The sequence below is a fragment of the Arthrobacter sp. UYNi723 genome, assembly GCF_054057635.1.
On record NZ_JBSRZM010000007.1, the window covers coordinates 97513 to 112652 of the forward strand.

Annotated in this window: 19 protein-coding genes; 7 read left to right on the top strand and 12 right to left on the bottom strand. The window is 66.0% G+C overall.

The window, feature by feature from the left end; all coding sequences use genetic code 11:
- Positions 1 to 6: 6 nt before the first annotated feature.
- Positions 7 to 537: a hypothetical protein gene (locus ACVWY0_RS07705; protein WP_485836159.1), complete on the bottom strand. Its 531-nt coding sequence runs from the start codon at positions 535 to 537 to the stop codon at positions 7 to 9.
- A gap of 190 nt (positions 538 to 727) precedes the next feature.
- On the opposite strand from ACVWY0_RS07705, the gene ACVWY0_RS07710 reads away from it, so the two are divergent.
- The 4 genes from ACVWY0_RS07710 (at position 728) to ACVWY0_RS07725 (ending at position 3915) form a co-directional block, all read left to right on the top strand.
- Positions 728 to 1663 (top strand): hypothetical protein, encoded by a 936-nt coding sequence (locus ACVWY0_RS07710; RefSeq protein ID WP_485836160.1) that lies wholly within the window; start codon positions 728 to 730, stop codon positions 1661 to 1663.
- Positions 1663 to 2094 carry a phage holin family protein gene (locus ACVWY0_RS07715; RefSeq protein ID WP_485836161.1) on the top strand — a complete coding sequence of 144 codons (432 nt, stop codon included), beginning with the start codon at positions 1663 to 1665 and terminating at the stop codon, positions 2092 to 2094. Before ACVWY0_RS07710 ends, ACVWY0_RS07715 begins: the two co-directional genes overlap by 1 nt.
- On the top strand, positions 2091 to 2699 hold the full coding sequence (locus tag ACVWY0_RS07720) for a DUF3618 domain-containing protein (protein WP_485836162.1): 609 nt from the start codon (positions 2091 to 2093) through the stop codon (positions 2697 to 2699). Before ACVWY0_RS07715 ends, ACVWY0_RS07720 begins: the two co-directional genes overlap by 4 nt.
- 115 nt (positions 2700 to 2814) lie before the next feature.
- Positions 2815 to 3915: a YihY/virulence factor BrkB family protein gene (locus ACVWY0_RS07725; RefSeq protein ID WP_485836163.1), complete on the top strand. Its 1101-nt coding sequence runs from the start codon at positions 2815 to 2817 to the stop codon at positions 3913 to 3915.
- Between the two features lie 197 nt (positions 3916 to 4112).
- On the opposite strand, the gene ACVWY0_RS07730 is transcribed toward ACVWY0_RS07725, so the two are convergent.
- The 6 genes from ACVWY0_RS07730 to ACVWY0_RS07755 all read right to left on the bottom strand — a co-directional run bounded on the left by ACVWY0_RS07730 (position 4113) and on the right by ACVWY0_RS07755 (position 9203).
- Positions 4113 to 4904 carry a glycosyltransferase family 2 protein gene (locus ACVWY0_RS07730; protein ID WP_485836164.1) on the bottom strand — a complete coding sequence of 264 codons (792 nt, stop codon included), beginning with the start codon at positions 4902 to 4904 and terminating at the stop codon, positions 4113 to 4115.
- On the bottom strand, positions 4873 to 6273 hold the full coding sequence (locus tag ACVWY0_RS07735; RefSeq protein WP_485836165.1) for a PIG-L family deacetylase: 1401 nt from the start codon (positions 6271 to 6273) through the stop codon (positions 4873 to 4875). Before ACVWY0_RS07735 ends, ACVWY0_RS07730 begins: the two co-directional genes overlap by 32 nt.
- Positions 6267 to 7424 carry an acyl-CoA dehydrogenase family protein gene (locus ACVWY0_RS07740; RefSeq protein ID WP_485836166.1) on the bottom strand — a complete coding sequence of 386 codons (1158 nt, stop codon included), beginning with the start codon at positions 7422 to 7424 and terminating at the stop codon, positions 6267 to 6269. The genes ACVWY0_RS07735 and ACVWY0_RS07740 overlap by 7 nt, the downstream gene beginning before the upstream one ends.
- A 22-nt stretch (positions 7425 to 7446) precedes the next feature.
- Positions 7447 to 7926 (bottom strand): Dps family protein, encoded by a 480-nt coding sequence (locus ACVWY0_RS07745; protein WP_485836167.1) that lies wholly within the window; start codon positions 7924 to 7926, stop codon positions 7447 to 7449.
- 97 nt (positions 7927 to 8023) lie between these two features.
- Complete coding sequence (locus ACVWY0_RS07750) at positions 8024 to 8701, bottom strand: O-methyltransferase (protein ID WP_485836168.1); 678 nt, start codon at positions 8699 to 8701, stop codon at positions 8024 to 8026.
- A gap of 178 nt (positions 8702 to 8879) precedes the next feature.
- Complete coding sequence (locus tag ACVWY0_RS07755) at positions 8880 to 9203, bottom strand: thiamine-binding protein (protein ID WP_485836169.1); 324 nt, start codon at positions 9201 to 9203, stop codon at positions 8880 to 8882.
- Positions 9204 to 9323: 120 nt separating this feature from the next.
- Here ACVWY0_RS07755 and ACVWY0_RS07760 point away from each other — a divergent pair, with 120 nt between their 5' ends.
- Together ACVWY0_RS07760 and ACVWY0_RS07765 are read left to right on the top strand one after the other, a co-directional pair.
- Positions 9324 to 9959: a TetR/AcrR family transcriptional regulator gene (locus ACVWY0_RS07760; protein ID WP_485836170.1), complete on the top strand. Its 636-nt coding sequence runs from the start codon at positions 9324 to 9326 to the stop codon at positions 9957 to 9959.
- A 162-nt stretch (positions 9960 to 10121) separates the two neighbouring features.
- On the top strand, positions 10122 to 10340 hold the full coding sequence (locus tag ACVWY0_RS07765; protein ID WP_485836171.1) for a hypothetical protein: 219 nt from the start codon (positions 10122 to 10124) through the stop codon (positions 10338 to 10340).
- Between the two features lie 55 nt (positions 10341 to 10395).
- Here ACVWY0_RS07765 and ACVWY0_RS07770 read toward each other — a convergent pair whose 3' ends face one another.
- From ACVWY0_RS07770 to ACVWY0_RS07790, 5 genes are all read right to left on the bottom strand, one after another.
- Positions 10396 to 10716 carry a hypothetical protein gene (locus ACVWY0_RS07770; RefSeq protein WP_485836172.1) on the bottom strand — a complete coding sequence of 107 codons (321 nt, stop codon included), beginning with the start codon at positions 10714 to 10716 and terminating at the stop codon, positions 10396 to 10398.
- Positions 10717 to 11142: 426 nt separating this feature from the next.
- Positions 11143 to 11454 carry an AzlD domain-containing protein gene (locus ACVWY0_RS07775; RefSeq protein ID WP_485836173.1) on the bottom strand — a complete coding sequence of 104 codons (312 nt, stop codon included), beginning with the start codon at positions 11452 to 11454 and terminating at the stop codon, positions 11143 to 11145.
- Positions 11451 to 12254 carry an AzlC family ABC transporter permease gene (locus ACVWY0_RS07780; RefSeq protein WP_485836174.1) on the bottom strand — a complete coding sequence of 268 codons (804 nt, stop codon included), beginning with the start codon at positions 12252 to 12254 and terminating at the stop codon, positions 11451 to 11453. Before ACVWY0_RS07780 ends, ACVWY0_RS07775 begins: the two co-directional genes overlap by 4 nt.
- On the bottom strand, positions 12251 to 12739 hold the full coding sequence (locus ACVWY0_RS07785; protein ID WP_485836175.1) for a DoxX family protein: 489 nt from the start codon (positions 12737 to 12739) through the stop codon (positions 12251 to 12253). Before ACVWY0_RS07785 ends, ACVWY0_RS07780 begins: the two co-directional genes overlap by 4 nt.
- Before the next feature lie 76 nt (positions 12740 to 12815).
- Positions 12816 to 13724 (bottom strand): glycerophosphodiester phosphodiesterase, encoded by a 909-nt coding sequence (locus ACVWY0_RS07790; RefSeq protein ID WP_485836176.1) that lies wholly within the window; start codon positions 13722 to 13724, stop codon positions 12816 to 12818.
- A gap of 50 nt (positions 13725 to 13774) precedes the next feature.
- Here ACVWY0_RS07790 and ACVWY0_RS07795 point away from each other — a divergent pair, with 50 nt between their 5' ends.
- Entirely contained in the window at positions 13775 to 15124 is a 1350-nt protein-coding gene (locus ACVWY0_RS07795) for a DUF445 domain-containing protein (protein ID WP_485836177.1), read from the top strand.
- Positions 15125 to 15140 lie beyond the last annotated feature (16 nt).

The window sequence follows — 15140 nt, forward strand, 5'->3', positions numbered from 1 at the left end:
CCAGGACTAGGTTGCGAGCGGCCTGTCCCGATCTGTCCTTTCCTGGTTCCGCCGAAGTTCCTCCGCCCGTGTGGCGTCGGTGCGCTCGTTCCCCTCCGGATTCACGTCGGTGTCCGGCCGAACCGCCTCCGCCCGCCTGGCATCGGTGCGGGTGGCGTCCGCCCGAGTGGCGTCGGTTCGCGCGTCCCCGTCCTGATTCATGTCGGGGTCCAAGGCATCAGCCTTCCGCGTGCGTTCAGCCACGTCCTCCCGGAGCGATCTGGCGTTGTCGGCCTTCTGTTCAGCCTCCTGCTTCAGCCTCGCCGCGTCCACCTGCGCCTGCTCTGCGTCGGCGCGGGCGCGGGTGGCCCGGGCTTCGTTCTCACGCGCATCGAGCTCGATATCATCCGCCTTCCGGCGTATTTCGGCGACCTTTTCGCGGTGCGATTCGTCCCGCTTCTGCTGCAGCGCTCGACGGCGACTCCAGGCCACCAGCAGCACAATCAGCAACAGAACAACAATGCCAACAATCACCCAAACCCACGGTGCTGTGTCCAACCTGCCCACCTCTTTCCACTCGTTGCGGACCGGGCCTCGGCGACGCCAAAAAACGGCAAACGATCCGAACCCGTTTGAATTCAGTTACAAAGGGTACTTACCTTTCATTAGTAACCATGCTTACTATTTTACGGCCAGTATCGCTGGTTCTTGATCAACAACCGGCCTTCTTTGGAAAGAGAGAGCGAAGATGACAGAGAACCAATGGCCCGAGGATCCGGCTTACGCGGCTCCACCGGCCACCCGCGCAACCACAGGAGAACGTGAGCCAAGTACGTTCCCAAGCACGTTACCCACAGCAGCGCCGCAGACGGGTGATACGTACGGGACCTCCCGCACGGATGCAGCCAAAGAAGAAGCCGGAGATGTGGCGCGGACCGTGGCGGATTCCGCCCAGAGCGTGGCGGAAACCACCAAGTCGGAAGCAGCCAACGTCGCATCAGAGGCCAAGGCGAACGCCAAGGACCTCCTGCAGCAGGCCCGCCATGACCTCACCCAACAGGCCAGCACGCAGCAGCAGAAGGTAGCCAGCGGCCTCCGGTCAGTGTCGGACGAACTGCACGCCATGGCGCAGGCGTCCGACCAGCCCGGAGTGGCTACTGACCTGGTCCGCCAGGCGGCGGAACGTTCCTCGTCCGTCGCCACCTGGCTGGACGGAAGGGACCCGGGATCGCTCCTGAACGAGGTCAAGGGCTTCGCCCGGCAGCGCCCGGGGACATTCCTGCTTCTGGCTGCCGGGGCAGGCATCCTTGCCGGCCGGCTCAGCCGCAGCCTGAGCGCCGGCGCACCCGAGTCCGCGTCGAATTACCCTGGCACAGGCGGCCCGTACGGCTCCGGCCCCGGTGGCTACACGCCGTCGGCCGGTGGCACTGTCCCGCCCCCGCCGGTGCAGTTGCCCGGCCCGGCCACCACCATGGCAGGGTTCGACGGCGGTGCGCCAGGGAGCAGCTACGGGGACCCTTCGCGTCCCGCCAGCCCGTTGGACAGCCCACAACTCGCCGAGGAGTGGTCTGATGAGCGCCGCGACGACGATCCCTTGCGGGATGGCGCTTTCGCCGACGATCCTATGGCCAACGACCCCTTGACCCGGGACCGCTCCGCAGACGGCCAGGCTGGCAGGCTCTGATGAGCAGCCAGATACCTGCGCCTCCCCCGTCGGCGGCGCACGCTAAGGCGGACAACACGTCGTTGGGTGACCTGCTCGGCGAGGTGACGCGCGACCTGTCCACGCTGATGCGCCAGGAAGTGGAGCTTGCCAAGGCCGAACTCAAGGAATCCGCCAGCAAGGCAGGCCGGGGAGGTGGCATGCTGGCCGGCGCCGGCGTAGCTGGCCATTTCGTGCTCCTGTTCCTGTCGATCGCCCTCTGGATCGCGCTAGGCGAGCTGATGGGACTCGGCTGGTCCGCCGTCGTCGTCGCTGTCATCTGGGGCGTCATCGCCGCAGTGCTGGCGTCCGTGGGCCGCAGGGAGCTCAAAACTGTAAAGGGCATGCCCCAAACCGCTGAAACACTCCAGGAAATTCCCCCAACCCTAAAACCCGGTGAGGTAAAACCATGAGCGACAACCCGGACGTTATCCGTTCAGATATTGAGGCAACCCGTGCCCGCCTGGGCTCGAACGTGGACGCGGTGGCAGACAAAGTGACGCCGTCGAACATCGTCCATCGTCAGACAGACAAGGTCAAGGACGCCGTGTTCGGAGTGAAGGAGAAAGTCATGGGAACAGCCGACGACGTCACCAGCCGCGTGCACGGTGGCGCCCACGCCCGCACCGACAGTGCAGGCAACGCCCTCAGCGAAGCGGGTGCTGCCATTGGTGACGCTCCGCACCAGGTGAAGGCCAAGACGCAGGGCAACCCGCTTGCTGCTGGGCTCATCGCGTTCGGCGCCGGCCTGCTTTTGTCATCACTGATCCCGGCGAGCGAGAAGGAACGCGAAGCAGCGGATGCCCTCAAGTCCGCCGCCGAACCGTTGACCACCGAGCTGACCGAGGCCGCTAAGGAGATCGCTGAGGGCTTGAAGGAACCGGTGCGGGAAGCCATGGAGAACGTCAAGGCCACAGCAGCCGACGCCGCCGAGCACGTCAAGACAGAAGGCCAGGTTGCGGCAGAGGACGTCAAAGACCGTGCCGCGGACGCGAGGGAGAATGTGCAGAACACGTAACGGCGACAGCCCCTGAGGGCGCCAAAACCTTACGAGTACAGCGCACAGACAGGCCGGTTCCGCCTCCCCCGGCGGAACCGGCCCGCTCCTTTTTCCAACCCCGGGAGGACACCCCATGGCCGCTCATGACTCACCCGAAACCAGCACCGCCAAAGCGGGCAGTGCTCCGGCACCCGATGATTCCCGGAAACCGGACAGCCCCACCGACGTCACCAAACCGTCGTGGCAGTACATCGCCAAAAAGACGTTCAGGGAATTCAGCAAGGACCAATGCCCCGACCTGGCGGCAGCCCTGACCTACTACGCCGTGCTTTCACTTTTCCCGGCGTTGCTGGCACTGGTTTCGCTGGTCGGCCTTTTCGGCGATGCGGAAAAGACCACCTCGGCCCTGCTCGAAATCGTCCGGGGCATCGCGCCTGCGGACACGGTGAACACCGTCAGCGGGCCCGTGCAGGAGCTGGCCGCCGCGCCTGCCGCCGGGCTGACACTGTTCATCGGCCTCGCAACCGCGCTGTGGTCAGCGTCCGGTTACGTCGGAGCGTTCGGCCGGGCCATGAACCGCATCTACGAAGTGGATGAGGGCCGCCCCTTCCTGAAGCTGCGCGGGACCATGCTGGCCGTGACGTTGCTGGCAGTGGTCACGGTGGCCGTCCTTGCCGGCATGCTGGTGCTGAGTGGACCGGTCTCGGAGGCAGTCGGCGGGGCCATCGGGCTCAGCGACGCGTTCCTCACTGTCTGGAACATCGCGAAATGGCCCGTGATCGTGGCCCTGGTCATGGCTATCATCGCCGTGCTTTACTACGCCACGCCGAACGTGAGGCAGCCCAGGTTCCGGTGGATGAGCATCGGCTCGTTTATCGCCTTGGTGGTGTTCCTGCTGGCCTCGCTCGGCTTCGCTGTCTATGTGGCCAACTTCGGCAATTACAACAAAACGTACGGTGCGCTCGGCGGTGTGATCGTTATGCTGCTCTGGCTGTGGATCCTGAACATGTCGCTGCTGTTCGGGGCAGAGTTCGACGCCGAGATGGAGCGGGGACGGCAGCTCCAGGCCGGAATCGAGGCCGAGGAGACCATCCAACTGCCGCCGCGGGACACCAAGAGGAGCGAGAAGATGCAAGAGCAGGAAGAGGACGACATCCGGCGCGGCCGCGAGCTGCGTGAGCGCCACCGGAACGGCGCTGAGCAGTCGGAACGGGACACCGCCACGCGGGACTAGGCAGGGCACCCCACTTGGAGGAAAATCAATACCAGCAGATTCTTTCAGGTTTCCCGGGGCCGTGACGTCCCGGGTGTCAGGCGGGGTCGGCGGCGAGGTGGCCTCTTCTGAGACCGAGGCCAGTCCCCCCAGTCGTCGTCGGCCCCCTCATTGTGTTTGCTGCGCAGCGTCCATGTGGTTCCACCGTTCCTGCTTCCTCAGCGTTCGAACGCCACGGCGGATTCCATGCCAAGGGACAGCAGATACGCGCCGAATCCCTGCGGCGCCCGGGCCTCGGTCCGCCCGGAGGTCACAACCCGGACCGCGTCCGTGGAAGTAATGCGGTACCCGTGGCGGCGTAGCTGTGCCGCCAGTGCCCGGTCCTCATGCGAGCGCTGGCGGGGAAAGCCACCAGCACGAATGTAGGCCGAGGCCCGTACCCCAAAATTCGCACCGTACACATGGGGATGGTCCTCCCCCAGCGGATGCCGGACGTGCCAGCGCCGCAGGAGTTCGCCGTCCATCCCCGCCGGATCCGGTTCCACCGTTCCCAAGACCGCATCGGCGCCGCGGTCAGCCAGTTCCACCTGACGGAGGAGCCAGTTTTCCGGTACCCAGGAATCGGCGTCTGTATTGGCCAGCCACACCCGTTCGGTGGCCAGCACGCGGCCCGCCCGCGCACGGTCCGGCCAGCGTCCTGCGAGGAGCAGGTTGATCCCTGCCCGCCGGCTCCTCCCCACGCTGCGGAACGCGACCGGCAGCAGGGTGATGCGGCGATCCGCCGCTGCAAACCGCGCCGCCACGGAGCCCGAGCCGTCCGTGCAGGCGTCCAAAACCACCACGATGGCGACGTCGATGTCCGGTTGGCTATGCTGCAGCGCATCAGCTGCGCTACTGAGCGCTGCCAGCGCACGTGCCAGGTGCGGTTCCTCGTTATGGACCGGAATGACCGCGGCAACCTGCTCGATCCCGCCCACCTCAGGACACCGGAGGTCCGGGATCGCCGGCATCGGCGGGAGCTACGAGCGTTTCCAGCACAAAATCGCGTTCCTGGTACAGACCGGCGGTGGGCCACCGCAGCCGGTTCCGGGCCAGCGCGTGGACCGAGTCGCCGTCGAGCTCCCATCCGGAAACCGGGTGCCGCCAGTGGCACAGCAGCAGCGTGCCGCCCGGCGCCATCGATTCCTGGATCCGCTGCAGGAGCAGGTCAAACTCTGCCGCCGACAGGTAGTAGCCCACCTCCGAGACCACCACGAGGTCGAAGCGGCCCCCGGGCCAGTCGGCAGGGAGCGTCAACTGCCGCGTGCAGACGCCGGGAAACGGCGCGAGACGGCGGGCCGCAAGCTCAATCGCGGTACCGCTGGCATCCACGGCAAGCAGGCTGGTGCATCTGGTGGCCAGTTCGGCGGTCAATGTTCCGATGGAGCAGCCGATTTCCAGGCCAGAAAGGTAGGTCTCCTGGGGCAGCGCGGCGAGGGTGAGGGTGCGCTTGCGCCGCTCGTACCAGCTGGTGGTGTACGCCCAGGGGTCATCGGACTTCGCGTGCACGGCGTCGAAGATCCGTTGCGCGTCCGCGCTGGAATGGGGAGGGGATTGGACCAGGTGGGCCCCGGGCGGCGTCCAGGCGAATGTCTCAAAAGAGCGCCTGAAATGTTGCAGCAGCCCCTCGCCGAGGAGCACTTCGTCTCCGGCCAGCCCCGACAGCGGACGCATCTGGCTCGTGTGTGAGTCCATGGCGGATCTCTTCGCCGCCTGCTGTTCAGTACGTAGCGGAACGCGCGCCCAGGACCGCCAGGCAGGGTCCTCCGGGGAGGCCCACAGCCAGTACCAGATGGGATACTCCAGCAGGCCGTGCCCACCTTCGCCGGCGACGTCCGCGGCCACCGCGCCGAGGGCGTTGTGGTCCGCGTGCCCGTCATCCCGGTAAGGGGCCACAATTGCCAGCTGCTGCGGTGGGCCGGCGAGTCGGCCAATGGCCTCGCGCAGCCGGCCGGCGATTTCCGGCGCCAGTTCTTGCAGGCCCCTGTCCGGCAACCCGAGGAAGCGCCAGCGTCCGGCCAGCCCCAGGACTCGCATCGCCGCCGCAAACTCCTCAAGCCGGACGGCGGCGAGCTGTTCAGGCGTGGTTGTCGCCGAGTCCGGGTGCGAACCCTCCCCCGCCGTGCACAGCAGCACCTCGACGTCGGCGCCCAGCGAGTGCAGCAGCGCCAGCAGGCCCCCGGCGCCCAGGGTCTCGTCGTCAGGGTGTGCAGCCAGCACCACGAACCGCATGGCAGCCAATTCATTCTGCCCCAACGGCAACTCCGCTATCGCGGCGAGCCCGCTCGCCGCCCAACGAGCCTCGGCAGTCCCCTGGTCCGTGTGCGAGAAAGTCACCACAAATGTTCCCCCTTCAGCGTCAGTTTTCCCAGCTGCGCATCGTCCCGCATGGCATGGTGCTGGCGCACGTACAGCGCCAGGTCCGCCATGCGCTTGGCATACGGTTCGTCGAATGCCAGCGGCGCCGGTCCCCGGTTCCGGCTGACCAGGGACAGGACGCGTTCGACGGCGGCCGCTACGGTTCCACGTACACGTAACGCTTCGCTCCACGCGCTCCGGTCCGCCCCCGTGTGCGCCCCTGCCTTCCGGGGGTCTTCCCTGGCTTCCGGGCTGCGGCCTCCGGTCTCCGGTGCATCTTCCCCGGTAGACAGGCCGCCGTCGTCAATAACAGTTGCCGTTCGCGCCAGGTCCTGGAGCGCGGCGGTGAGGATCCTGTCTGTTTCGCCCAGGGCAGCCAGGGCAATCTGGTCAGGTTCGCGGCCGGACCGGGCGGCGGCGGCCAAGGAATCTTTGTAATCCCGCGCCACGCCCACGGCGCCCCCGAGCCAACAGGCAGCTACCCCCATGCCACCCCAGGCAAAACCGGGCCGGCTGAAATACCAGCCGTCGCTGCCCAGCTGCTGTGCGGGCACTTGGCTGAAATGGACCGTACCGCTGGGAATCTCCCGCAGCCCGCGGGCCACCCATACCGGCTCGTCACACGTCACGCCCGGATGCCGGAGGTCCACAGCAAAGGCGGCTCGTCCGCCGGTTTCTGTGTGGGCAGTGATAACGGCCCGGTCCAGGAGCGCCGCCAGTGAACACCACGGCTTGGACCCGCGTAAGAGAATTCCGGCGTCGCCGGTCTTGGCCTCGAGGCGAAGCCCCGGGCCTTCGGCGGCAAACACTCCCCATGCCCCCGCGCGGTCGGCCGGATCGTGGCCCGCCCGATAGTTCCCTGCCTGGGCAAGGATCGCTTGGGCATCCAAATGCGGTTCAAAAACACGGCCGGCGGCAACGTCCACGGCGGATACGGAAGCGAGCAGCTCCCAGAGATGGGCAGTATGCCCGCCCCCTGGCTGCGGCCAGTTGCCTCCCGCATCCCGGGCCAAAGACAGCAGCGCGGGGACGTCGCCTGCCGCGGAGGCCACGGAGTCGAGCAGGGGAACTGTCCAAGCCAGTTCCGATTGAGTTGAGACCATGCGGACAGGCCGGTGGGACGATGCAGACATTCTGGCGTTTCTCCGGCCCGACCTACTTTGCCGCCGGTTCCGTGACGGCGGCGGACGGCGTCATGGTTTCCGCGTTGACCATCCACGCCAGCTGTTCCAGGCGTTCGATGCCGGCATGCAGCAAGTCGGCGCTGGTGGGATCCTCTTCGTCCACCTCATCGTGGACGTCCCGCATGGTCTTCACCGTCCGCTCCAGCCTGGCCGTGACCAGTTTGACGGCGTCCTTCGTGGAAATCAGCCCGCCGGTGAGCTCATCAAGGCGTGTGTCTGCGGCTACGGTCTGGCTCCGCCCGTCGGGCAAGGCATGCAGTGCCCGCATCCGCTCCGCCGTCTGGTCGGCAAACAGCCGGACACTGGCGATGATCTCGTCCAGCTGCAGGTGAAGGTCTCGGAAGTTGGTGCCCACGAGGTTCCAGTGGGCCTGTTTGGCCTGGAGGTGGAGTTCAATCAGGTCCGTGAGGACCATCTGAAGGTTGCTGGCAAGGGTGGGTGACGCTTTCATCGTGTTCCTCCAGTGCAGGCGGCTCGGGACGGAGCATTGGCCGGACATCATTCTAAGCATACTTAGCAATTAACGAATGGCCGGGGGCGCTGTGCGCTCAGCGGACGCGTGCCAGCGCGAACCCGTCCCAGCCTTTGGACCCGACAGTCTGGATCACGGTGGCGTCGAGCTGAGGATGCTGGCCCAGCAGTTCCAGGGCGCTGATGATCCCGGGGGCGTTGATCTGGTCCATGGAAGGATCCAGCACCGCGCCCTCCCAGACGGCGTTATCCAGGACCACCACGGTTCCCGGCCTACCCAACCGCACGGCCCACTCGAGGTACGCGGCGTCGTTTTCCTTGTCCGCGTCGATGAACACAAAATCGAACGGCTCCTGGCCCTCAGCCTCCAGCGCGGCCAACGTGTCCAGGGCAGCGCCCACGCGGACCTCCACTTTGTCCGCCAGCCCCGCCGCCTCCACATTCGCCTTGGCGACGTCCGCATGTTTGGCGAGGTATTCGCACGTCACCAGTCGGCCGCCGTCGGGAAGTCCCTGGGCCATCCAGATGGTGCTGAACCCGGCCAGCGTACCGATCTCCAGCACACGCCGGGTTCCGGACACCTGGATCAGGAGCTTGAGCAGTTTGCCGGCGCTGGGCGTCACTTCAATGGGTGGCATCCCGGCGTCAACGGCGGAGCGCACCGCCTGCTTGAGCGCAGCGTCCGGATGCACCACTGTAGTTGTGAGAAAGTCTTCCACGGCCACCCACCCTGGCTGGGTCTTGTGCTCAAACATGGCCACAGTCTGGCACGCAGGCGCCCGACGGTCTAGGACACGTCCCCGGAACGGGCCTGGGAACGTAAATGCGGGCGTCACGCGGAGCAGGCTTTTGGCCCCACCGAGACGTCACATCCTTGGATTGGCGGGGCCCGCGGCGACCGGCCGGCGCCAATAGATTGCCTGGCGTGACGGCCTAGGAACCGTCTGAGAGTGCCTCTTCGAGGCGGTCCACCTTGGCGCTGAGCTCGCCCTCATAGCCGGGCCGGATGTCTGCCTTGATGACCAATGAGACGCGGCTGCCAAACTTGCCCACGGCCTCGGTGGCGCGCTTAACCACGTCGAACACCTCGTCCCATTCGCCCTCGATGGTGGTGAACATTGAGTCCGTCCGGTTGGGCAGGCCCGACTCCCGGACGATCCGCACGGCGGCCGCAACGGCGTCGTGCACTGAAGCGTCAGTGGGCCGGGATCCTCCGGCGGGCGTACCGGACGGGGCGACTGAAAATGCAAGCAACATTGGGCAAGTCTGTCATGCAGCCAACCCTGAAACGGATCTCGCGAGGCTGGCGAAGCGTCATATAGATGGCTACCCTCCGGTAACCATGATGGCTGCCTGCGGCATTGCTAACCTGAACGAATGAGCATTGCTGTCGTCCGCAAGCCACTACGCGCAGACGCTGCCCGGAACGTGGACAAGATCATCCTGGCCGCGCGCCAGTGCTTCCGCGAGCATGGGCCGGAGGTTCCCCTCCAGACCATCGCACTGACGGCAGGCGTTGGCCCGGCCACCCTGTTCCGGAACTTCGCCGACAAGGAGGAGCTGGTCCTGGCCGCCCTCAACCGGCAGCTCCGGGAGTCGGTGGACCCTGTCATGGCGGACGCGTTGGCGGACATCGACGCAACTGCGGGACTGCTGCGCGTCCTCGAGGCCATCATGGCCGCGGCCAGCGCTGATGCCAACCTGCTGGGCGCCGTTGCGGGACGCCGCGAACTCCTCACCGGCATCACCGGCTCGCTGATGGATTCCATGAGCGTCCTGCTTGGCCGCGGCCAGGGTCAAGGCACCCTGCGTTCGGATATTTCCATGACTGACATGTTCCGCCTGCTCGCCATGCTGATCGGCGTCGTGGACACCATGGAGCCCGGTTCCGACGCCTGGCGCCGCCCGCTGGCACTGATCGAGGACGCAATCCGCATTGAACGGCCCCAACGCCCGTTGCCCACGCATGTGCCGCTGCCCGCCCCGCAGCTACAGGGTCCACAGTTCACCTGACACCCGCCGCCCGAGCAAGCGCCGGCACAGCCGCGAGCGACCCATTGTTGGTGTCCAAACGTTGGATTAGACTCAGGTAAGGTTACGCAGCCAGCCTCTGAATCTTCAGAGGAGCATCATGAAATACGTCCAGCGCAGCCATTCCAACGCGATCGTCCGCCGATGAACCAGACGCACTTGTCCCGGCTCATCCACGACCCCCGTGGCCCGGTGAAGATCCTTCCTTCGCTGGCAGCGGAGGAACTGGCCAATCTGCTGGACGCCCTCTACCAAAACCTCGACACTCCCACCCCGGTGTTCGGTGCGCAAGCGTGGTACGAGCTGGCCGTCGAAGAAAGCGCCCGTCGGACCGGAACGCCAGAGGATGAGCAATCCGCCTGACCGTCCTGCGTCCCGGACCACGAGGGTGGCGGTGCCGGACTGACGCTGAACCCAATCAGCTGGCGTCGCCCCCGGGGTTATTTTCGGGCGTGTTCTTCTGCGGCCCGGCGCTGCCTTTCTCCTCCGCCGCGGGAGGCTCCTGGCCGTGCCTGTGAGGCTCATGATCGTAGTGATGGGGCACGTGCTCCTTGGCCTCCAACAGGTGCTGCTGCAGCTTCTCCTCCGCGTCGCGGCGGCGCCGGGAAGTATCCCGCAGTTCCCGCGTCGATTCGGAGACACTGGTGTCGTGCACCGGCCGCGGCTTCGGGTCCGAAGCCTGGGGGTTGTCGGTTCCGCTATCGGGATCCGGGGTGTTGGGCTCTGGCTGTTCGTTCATCTAAGTGACTCCTTTAGGCCATAGCGACCGCCTCACGCCGATACACCGGCCGGCCATCAATCGTCCGGTTCCGTTTCCCGGTTTCGGAGTTCGGCCCGAACCGCCGCGTGCAGGGCGGTCATATTCGTTTCCTGGCTGAGATCCAAGGCCAGTCTTATACGCTCGGAAAGTAAATCCAAATCCTCTGGCGGCAGGTCGGCCAAGGACCGGAACCGGGTAAAAAAGCGCTTCACGGGCAGCCCAGCGCGCCAACCACCAGGTACTGGACGGCGAGTCTTGCCGGGTCTTGCACCGGCTGGGTGCAGTCTTATTTCCATGGTCAGCGCTCTCACGAGAGTCCACGGCCAACTGCATAGCCAGCCTTATGCTACAACGCAGGTAAGCCGCACCACCAGTGTTTTGGTGCCGGTTTCATCCGATGGACAGTCAGTTCCATCCGATCAGCCGCAGCAGGGCTGCAGCACCGGCACCCACCACAACCACCACGAGGAAGGGCGCACGGAAAGCCAAAGCGAGGGCTGCAGCGGCGAGGGCTCCCAGCCGCGCGTCGGCGGCCAGCGTCTGACCGGACGCCACGGTGTTGACAATGGTCAGGGATGCCAGCAGTCCGATGGTCATGGTGCCGGCAATACGCGACATCCGGGGGTCCTTCAGCAGCTTAGCCGGGACGAAATAGCCCACCAGCTTCCACGCGTAGGCAAGGACGCACGCCAGCAACAACCAGATCCAGAGATTCATGTGCCCGCCTGCCCCGTCTGACCGTTGCCGTCCCCATGCTTGTCCCGACGTGCGGCCAGTTGGGTGTCCCGGTTTCTGTCCCGGCGCCCGTGGTGCTCGTCGTAGGGATCCACGTCCGGTTCCAAGCCTTCGTCACTGCGTCCGTGGCTGAACCAGCCGATCAGCGCAGCGACCACGGCGGCGATCAGGATGGGCACGCCCGCGGGAACGAACGGTACGGCTACTACCGTGGCCAAGGCGCACACCACCGCAATCGCCGCCGGTTCCCGGCCCTTGAGCCGAGGCCACAGCAGGGCCAGGAATGCGGCCACGGCGGCACCGTCCAGGCCCCACTGTTTCGGATCGCCCAACCCGCTTCCGGCGAGGGCACCCACGGCGGTGAACAGGTTCCAGAGAATGTAGATGCCGATGCCGGCCGTCCAGAAACCACGGCGTTGCTCATCAGGATCAGTCTGCCCGCTGCTGGTAGCCGTCGACTCGTCGATGGTGACTTGCGCGGCAACATACTTCCGCCAGCCCGTCGGATGCAGGAGGGCGTTGAGCTGCATGCCGTAGATGCCGTTCCGCATGCCCAACAACGTGGCTGCGCTCATGGCGGCAATACCGGATCCTCCGCCCGCCACCACACCGATGAACGCGAACTGGGAACCGCCGCTGAAGAGCAGCAGGCTGAGCGCCATGGTCTGCCAGAAATCAAGTCCGGAGGTGACGGACAGCGCGCCAAAGGAAATCCCGTAAAGCCCCGTTGCAACGCTGATCGAGATTCCCACCCGCACGGCCGGGGAGGCTAGCAGCTTCATCGCCGTCGTCCCGGTTTCCGCAGGCTCCAGGCCCACAGGATCAACGGCAGCTGAAGCGGCAGCCGGACAGTGTGCACTTTGCGCTGAGTTGTGGAGCCCGTGGGGCCGTGGGCGCGGCGAAGGGCGTCCACGTGCCCGGCCAGGAAGACCGTGAACAATGCCGTCACGGCGGTGGCTGTTGCCCGCCGCGTCACCGGGATCAGGAGGCCGACGGCGGCACCCGCCTCCAGCAGTCCGCTCACCGCAATCCATTCCTCGCGTGACATCACCGCCAGGGGCCGCCTACCGCCGTCGTGCGCTGGTGCTTCACTCCCCTCCGGCGACTCGCCAACAGCACCTGGAGCCTCGCGGCAAAGGTAATCAGGGACCACCTGTTCGAAGAACCGCGGCTCGCGGAAGTGCTTCATGGCGCTGGTCATCAGCAGCGCGCTCATGGCCGCCGCGGAGACAGTTTGGGTGGCCCAGGCGGACCAGCGAAAAGGCATGAGTCCACTCAATCACAGCGCCGCCCCGGCGGCTAAACAGCAGAAGCTTAGACAACACCGGCTAACCAGCTCCGGCTCAGGAGGGCAGTTGGACCTGTTGCCCGCTCGGTTGGAGCTGCGCCAGCACACTGGCAGGTTTGTTGGTGGTGATTTCGTGGATCCCCAGCCCCTGGCAGAGCGCCACATCCCGCTCCGAATCCACAGTCCACACGCGGAAGCGGCGGCCGGATTCCAGCCAGCGCTGAACGGTCCGGGCGTGCTCGCGGACGTACATGATTCCCGGCCCCGCGAGTCCCACCTCGCACTCGTCCAGGATGCGCTCGCCTTCCAGCTGCGCCGCCTTCATCAAATTGGCGATTGCGCCGCCAGCCAAGGGGCCCAGGCTCAGTTCGTCGCGGAGTTCGTCGACGTCGATGTCGTCTACCAACTGGCAGATGAATTCGGCGGGCACGCTCCGGAGCAGATGCTTCACCGAGTCCGGGCTGAAACTCATGAACGTCACCCGGACGTTGTTCACCGTCGAAGTTCCGGCGTCCCAGCCTTCTGCCCGGAGCACGTCCAGCACACGGTCTTCCAGTTTCAGCTGGTAGGGACTGGGGTGCTTGAGCTCGATGGCCAGACCGATGGGCCGGCCAACGCCGCGCAGGATTTTTAGGAGTTCCGGCAGGGTGAGGAACTGCTCAGTCCGGGCGCCGTACTCCTCCGGAATCCTGGCGCCCTTCCAGGACGAAAAGTCCAGCTGCCGCAACTCCGCCAGCGTTCGGTCCGCAACGGGCCCGGTTCCGTCCGAAGTCCGGTCCAGGCTGGCGTCATGGAGCAGGACGGCGTGCTGGTCCCGGGTGAGGTGGACATCGCACTCAACCCCGTCTGCGCCGTCGGCTATCGCCTGCAGGTAAGCGGCGCGCGTGTGCTCGGCAAATGCCGCGCTGGCGCCCCGGTGGGCAAACACCAGTGGCCGTTCCGGCTCAGACTCCTCGAATGTCATGAGGACACGCTAGCGGACGCGGCCCGGCGGAGCGGGGCTAGGCTGGGCACATGCAGGTGAACTCTCAGCCAACTACCCGCCAGGACCCGCCCCGGCCCGCAGGTCCAGCGCCGCGGCCCCCCCAGGCGGGCGCCGCCGTCGTCGGTCATCAACTCAGCGCAGGGGACGCCGAAAAGGCGGCAGCGCTGCGGAAAATGAAGCTTCTGGCGCTGGGACTCCTCATTGCCATGGCCATCATTTTTGTGTTCGCGTTCGCGCTGCAGAAGGAGTATCCGTGGCTGCAGTACGTCCGCGCCGCGGCTGAGGGCGGCATGGTGGGCGCGCTGGCCGACTGGTTCGCCGTCACCGCGCTGTTCAAGTACCCCATGGGAATCAAGATCCCGCACACCGCCATTATCCCGCGCCGCAAGGACCAGATCGGGGCGTCGCTGGGTGAATTTGTGGAGACCAACTTTCTGTCCGAGCAGGTGGTCCAGGACAAGCTGGCCAGTGTGAACGTCGCCCGGAAGGCCGGCCAATGGCTTGCCGGGCCGGGTGGCGCCGAGCGGGTGGCGAAGGAGGGTGCCGCCGTCATCCGCGGTGCGTTCAAGGTGTTGAACGACGACGACGTCCAGGCGGTCATCGAGGGAATGGTGCGTAAGCACCTGCTGGCTCCGCCGTGGGGACCGCCCGTAGGCAGGATGGCGGAGCGGATTTTTGCCGACGGGCACCACCACAAGCTGGTGGACCTGCTGGTGGACCGCGCCGCGGACTGGGTGGACGACAACCACGAAACCGTCAGCCGGCTGGTCTCGGACCGCTCCCCCACCTGGGTCCCGCAGTTTGTGGACGGGCTGGTGGGCGACAAGGTGTACGTGGAGATCCTCAAGTTCACGCGCGCCGTCCAGTCCGATCCGAACCACCAGGTCCGGCAGCAGATCGACAAATACCTGAACGACCTTGCGCAGGACCTTCAGCACGATCCCGCGATGATCGCCCGGGCCGAGGACATCAAGGCACAGGTTCTGGGAGATCCAGAGGTCCGCGAATTGGCCTCCCGCACCTGGGGAACCGTGAAGGGCGCCCTGTTGTCTGCGGTGGACGATCCGGAGAGTGAACTGACGGTTCGGTTCAAGGCGGCCGTGCGCGATTTCGGCTCACGCCTGGTGAACGACGCCGAGCTGGCCGGCAAGGTCAACGCCTGGATCGGCGACGCCGCCGGTTACCTGGTGCGGACCTACCGCTCCGACATCGCCGCAGTGATCACCGATACCGTGGCCCGCTGGGATGCCGAGGAAACGTCGCAGAAGATCGAACTCCAGGTGGGCAAGGACCTGCAGTTCATCCGGATCAACGGCACGGTGGTGGGCTCACTGGCCGGGCTGGTCATCTTCAGCGCGGCGCACCTGGTCTTCGGTTAGCCGCGCCTTCCCGTCT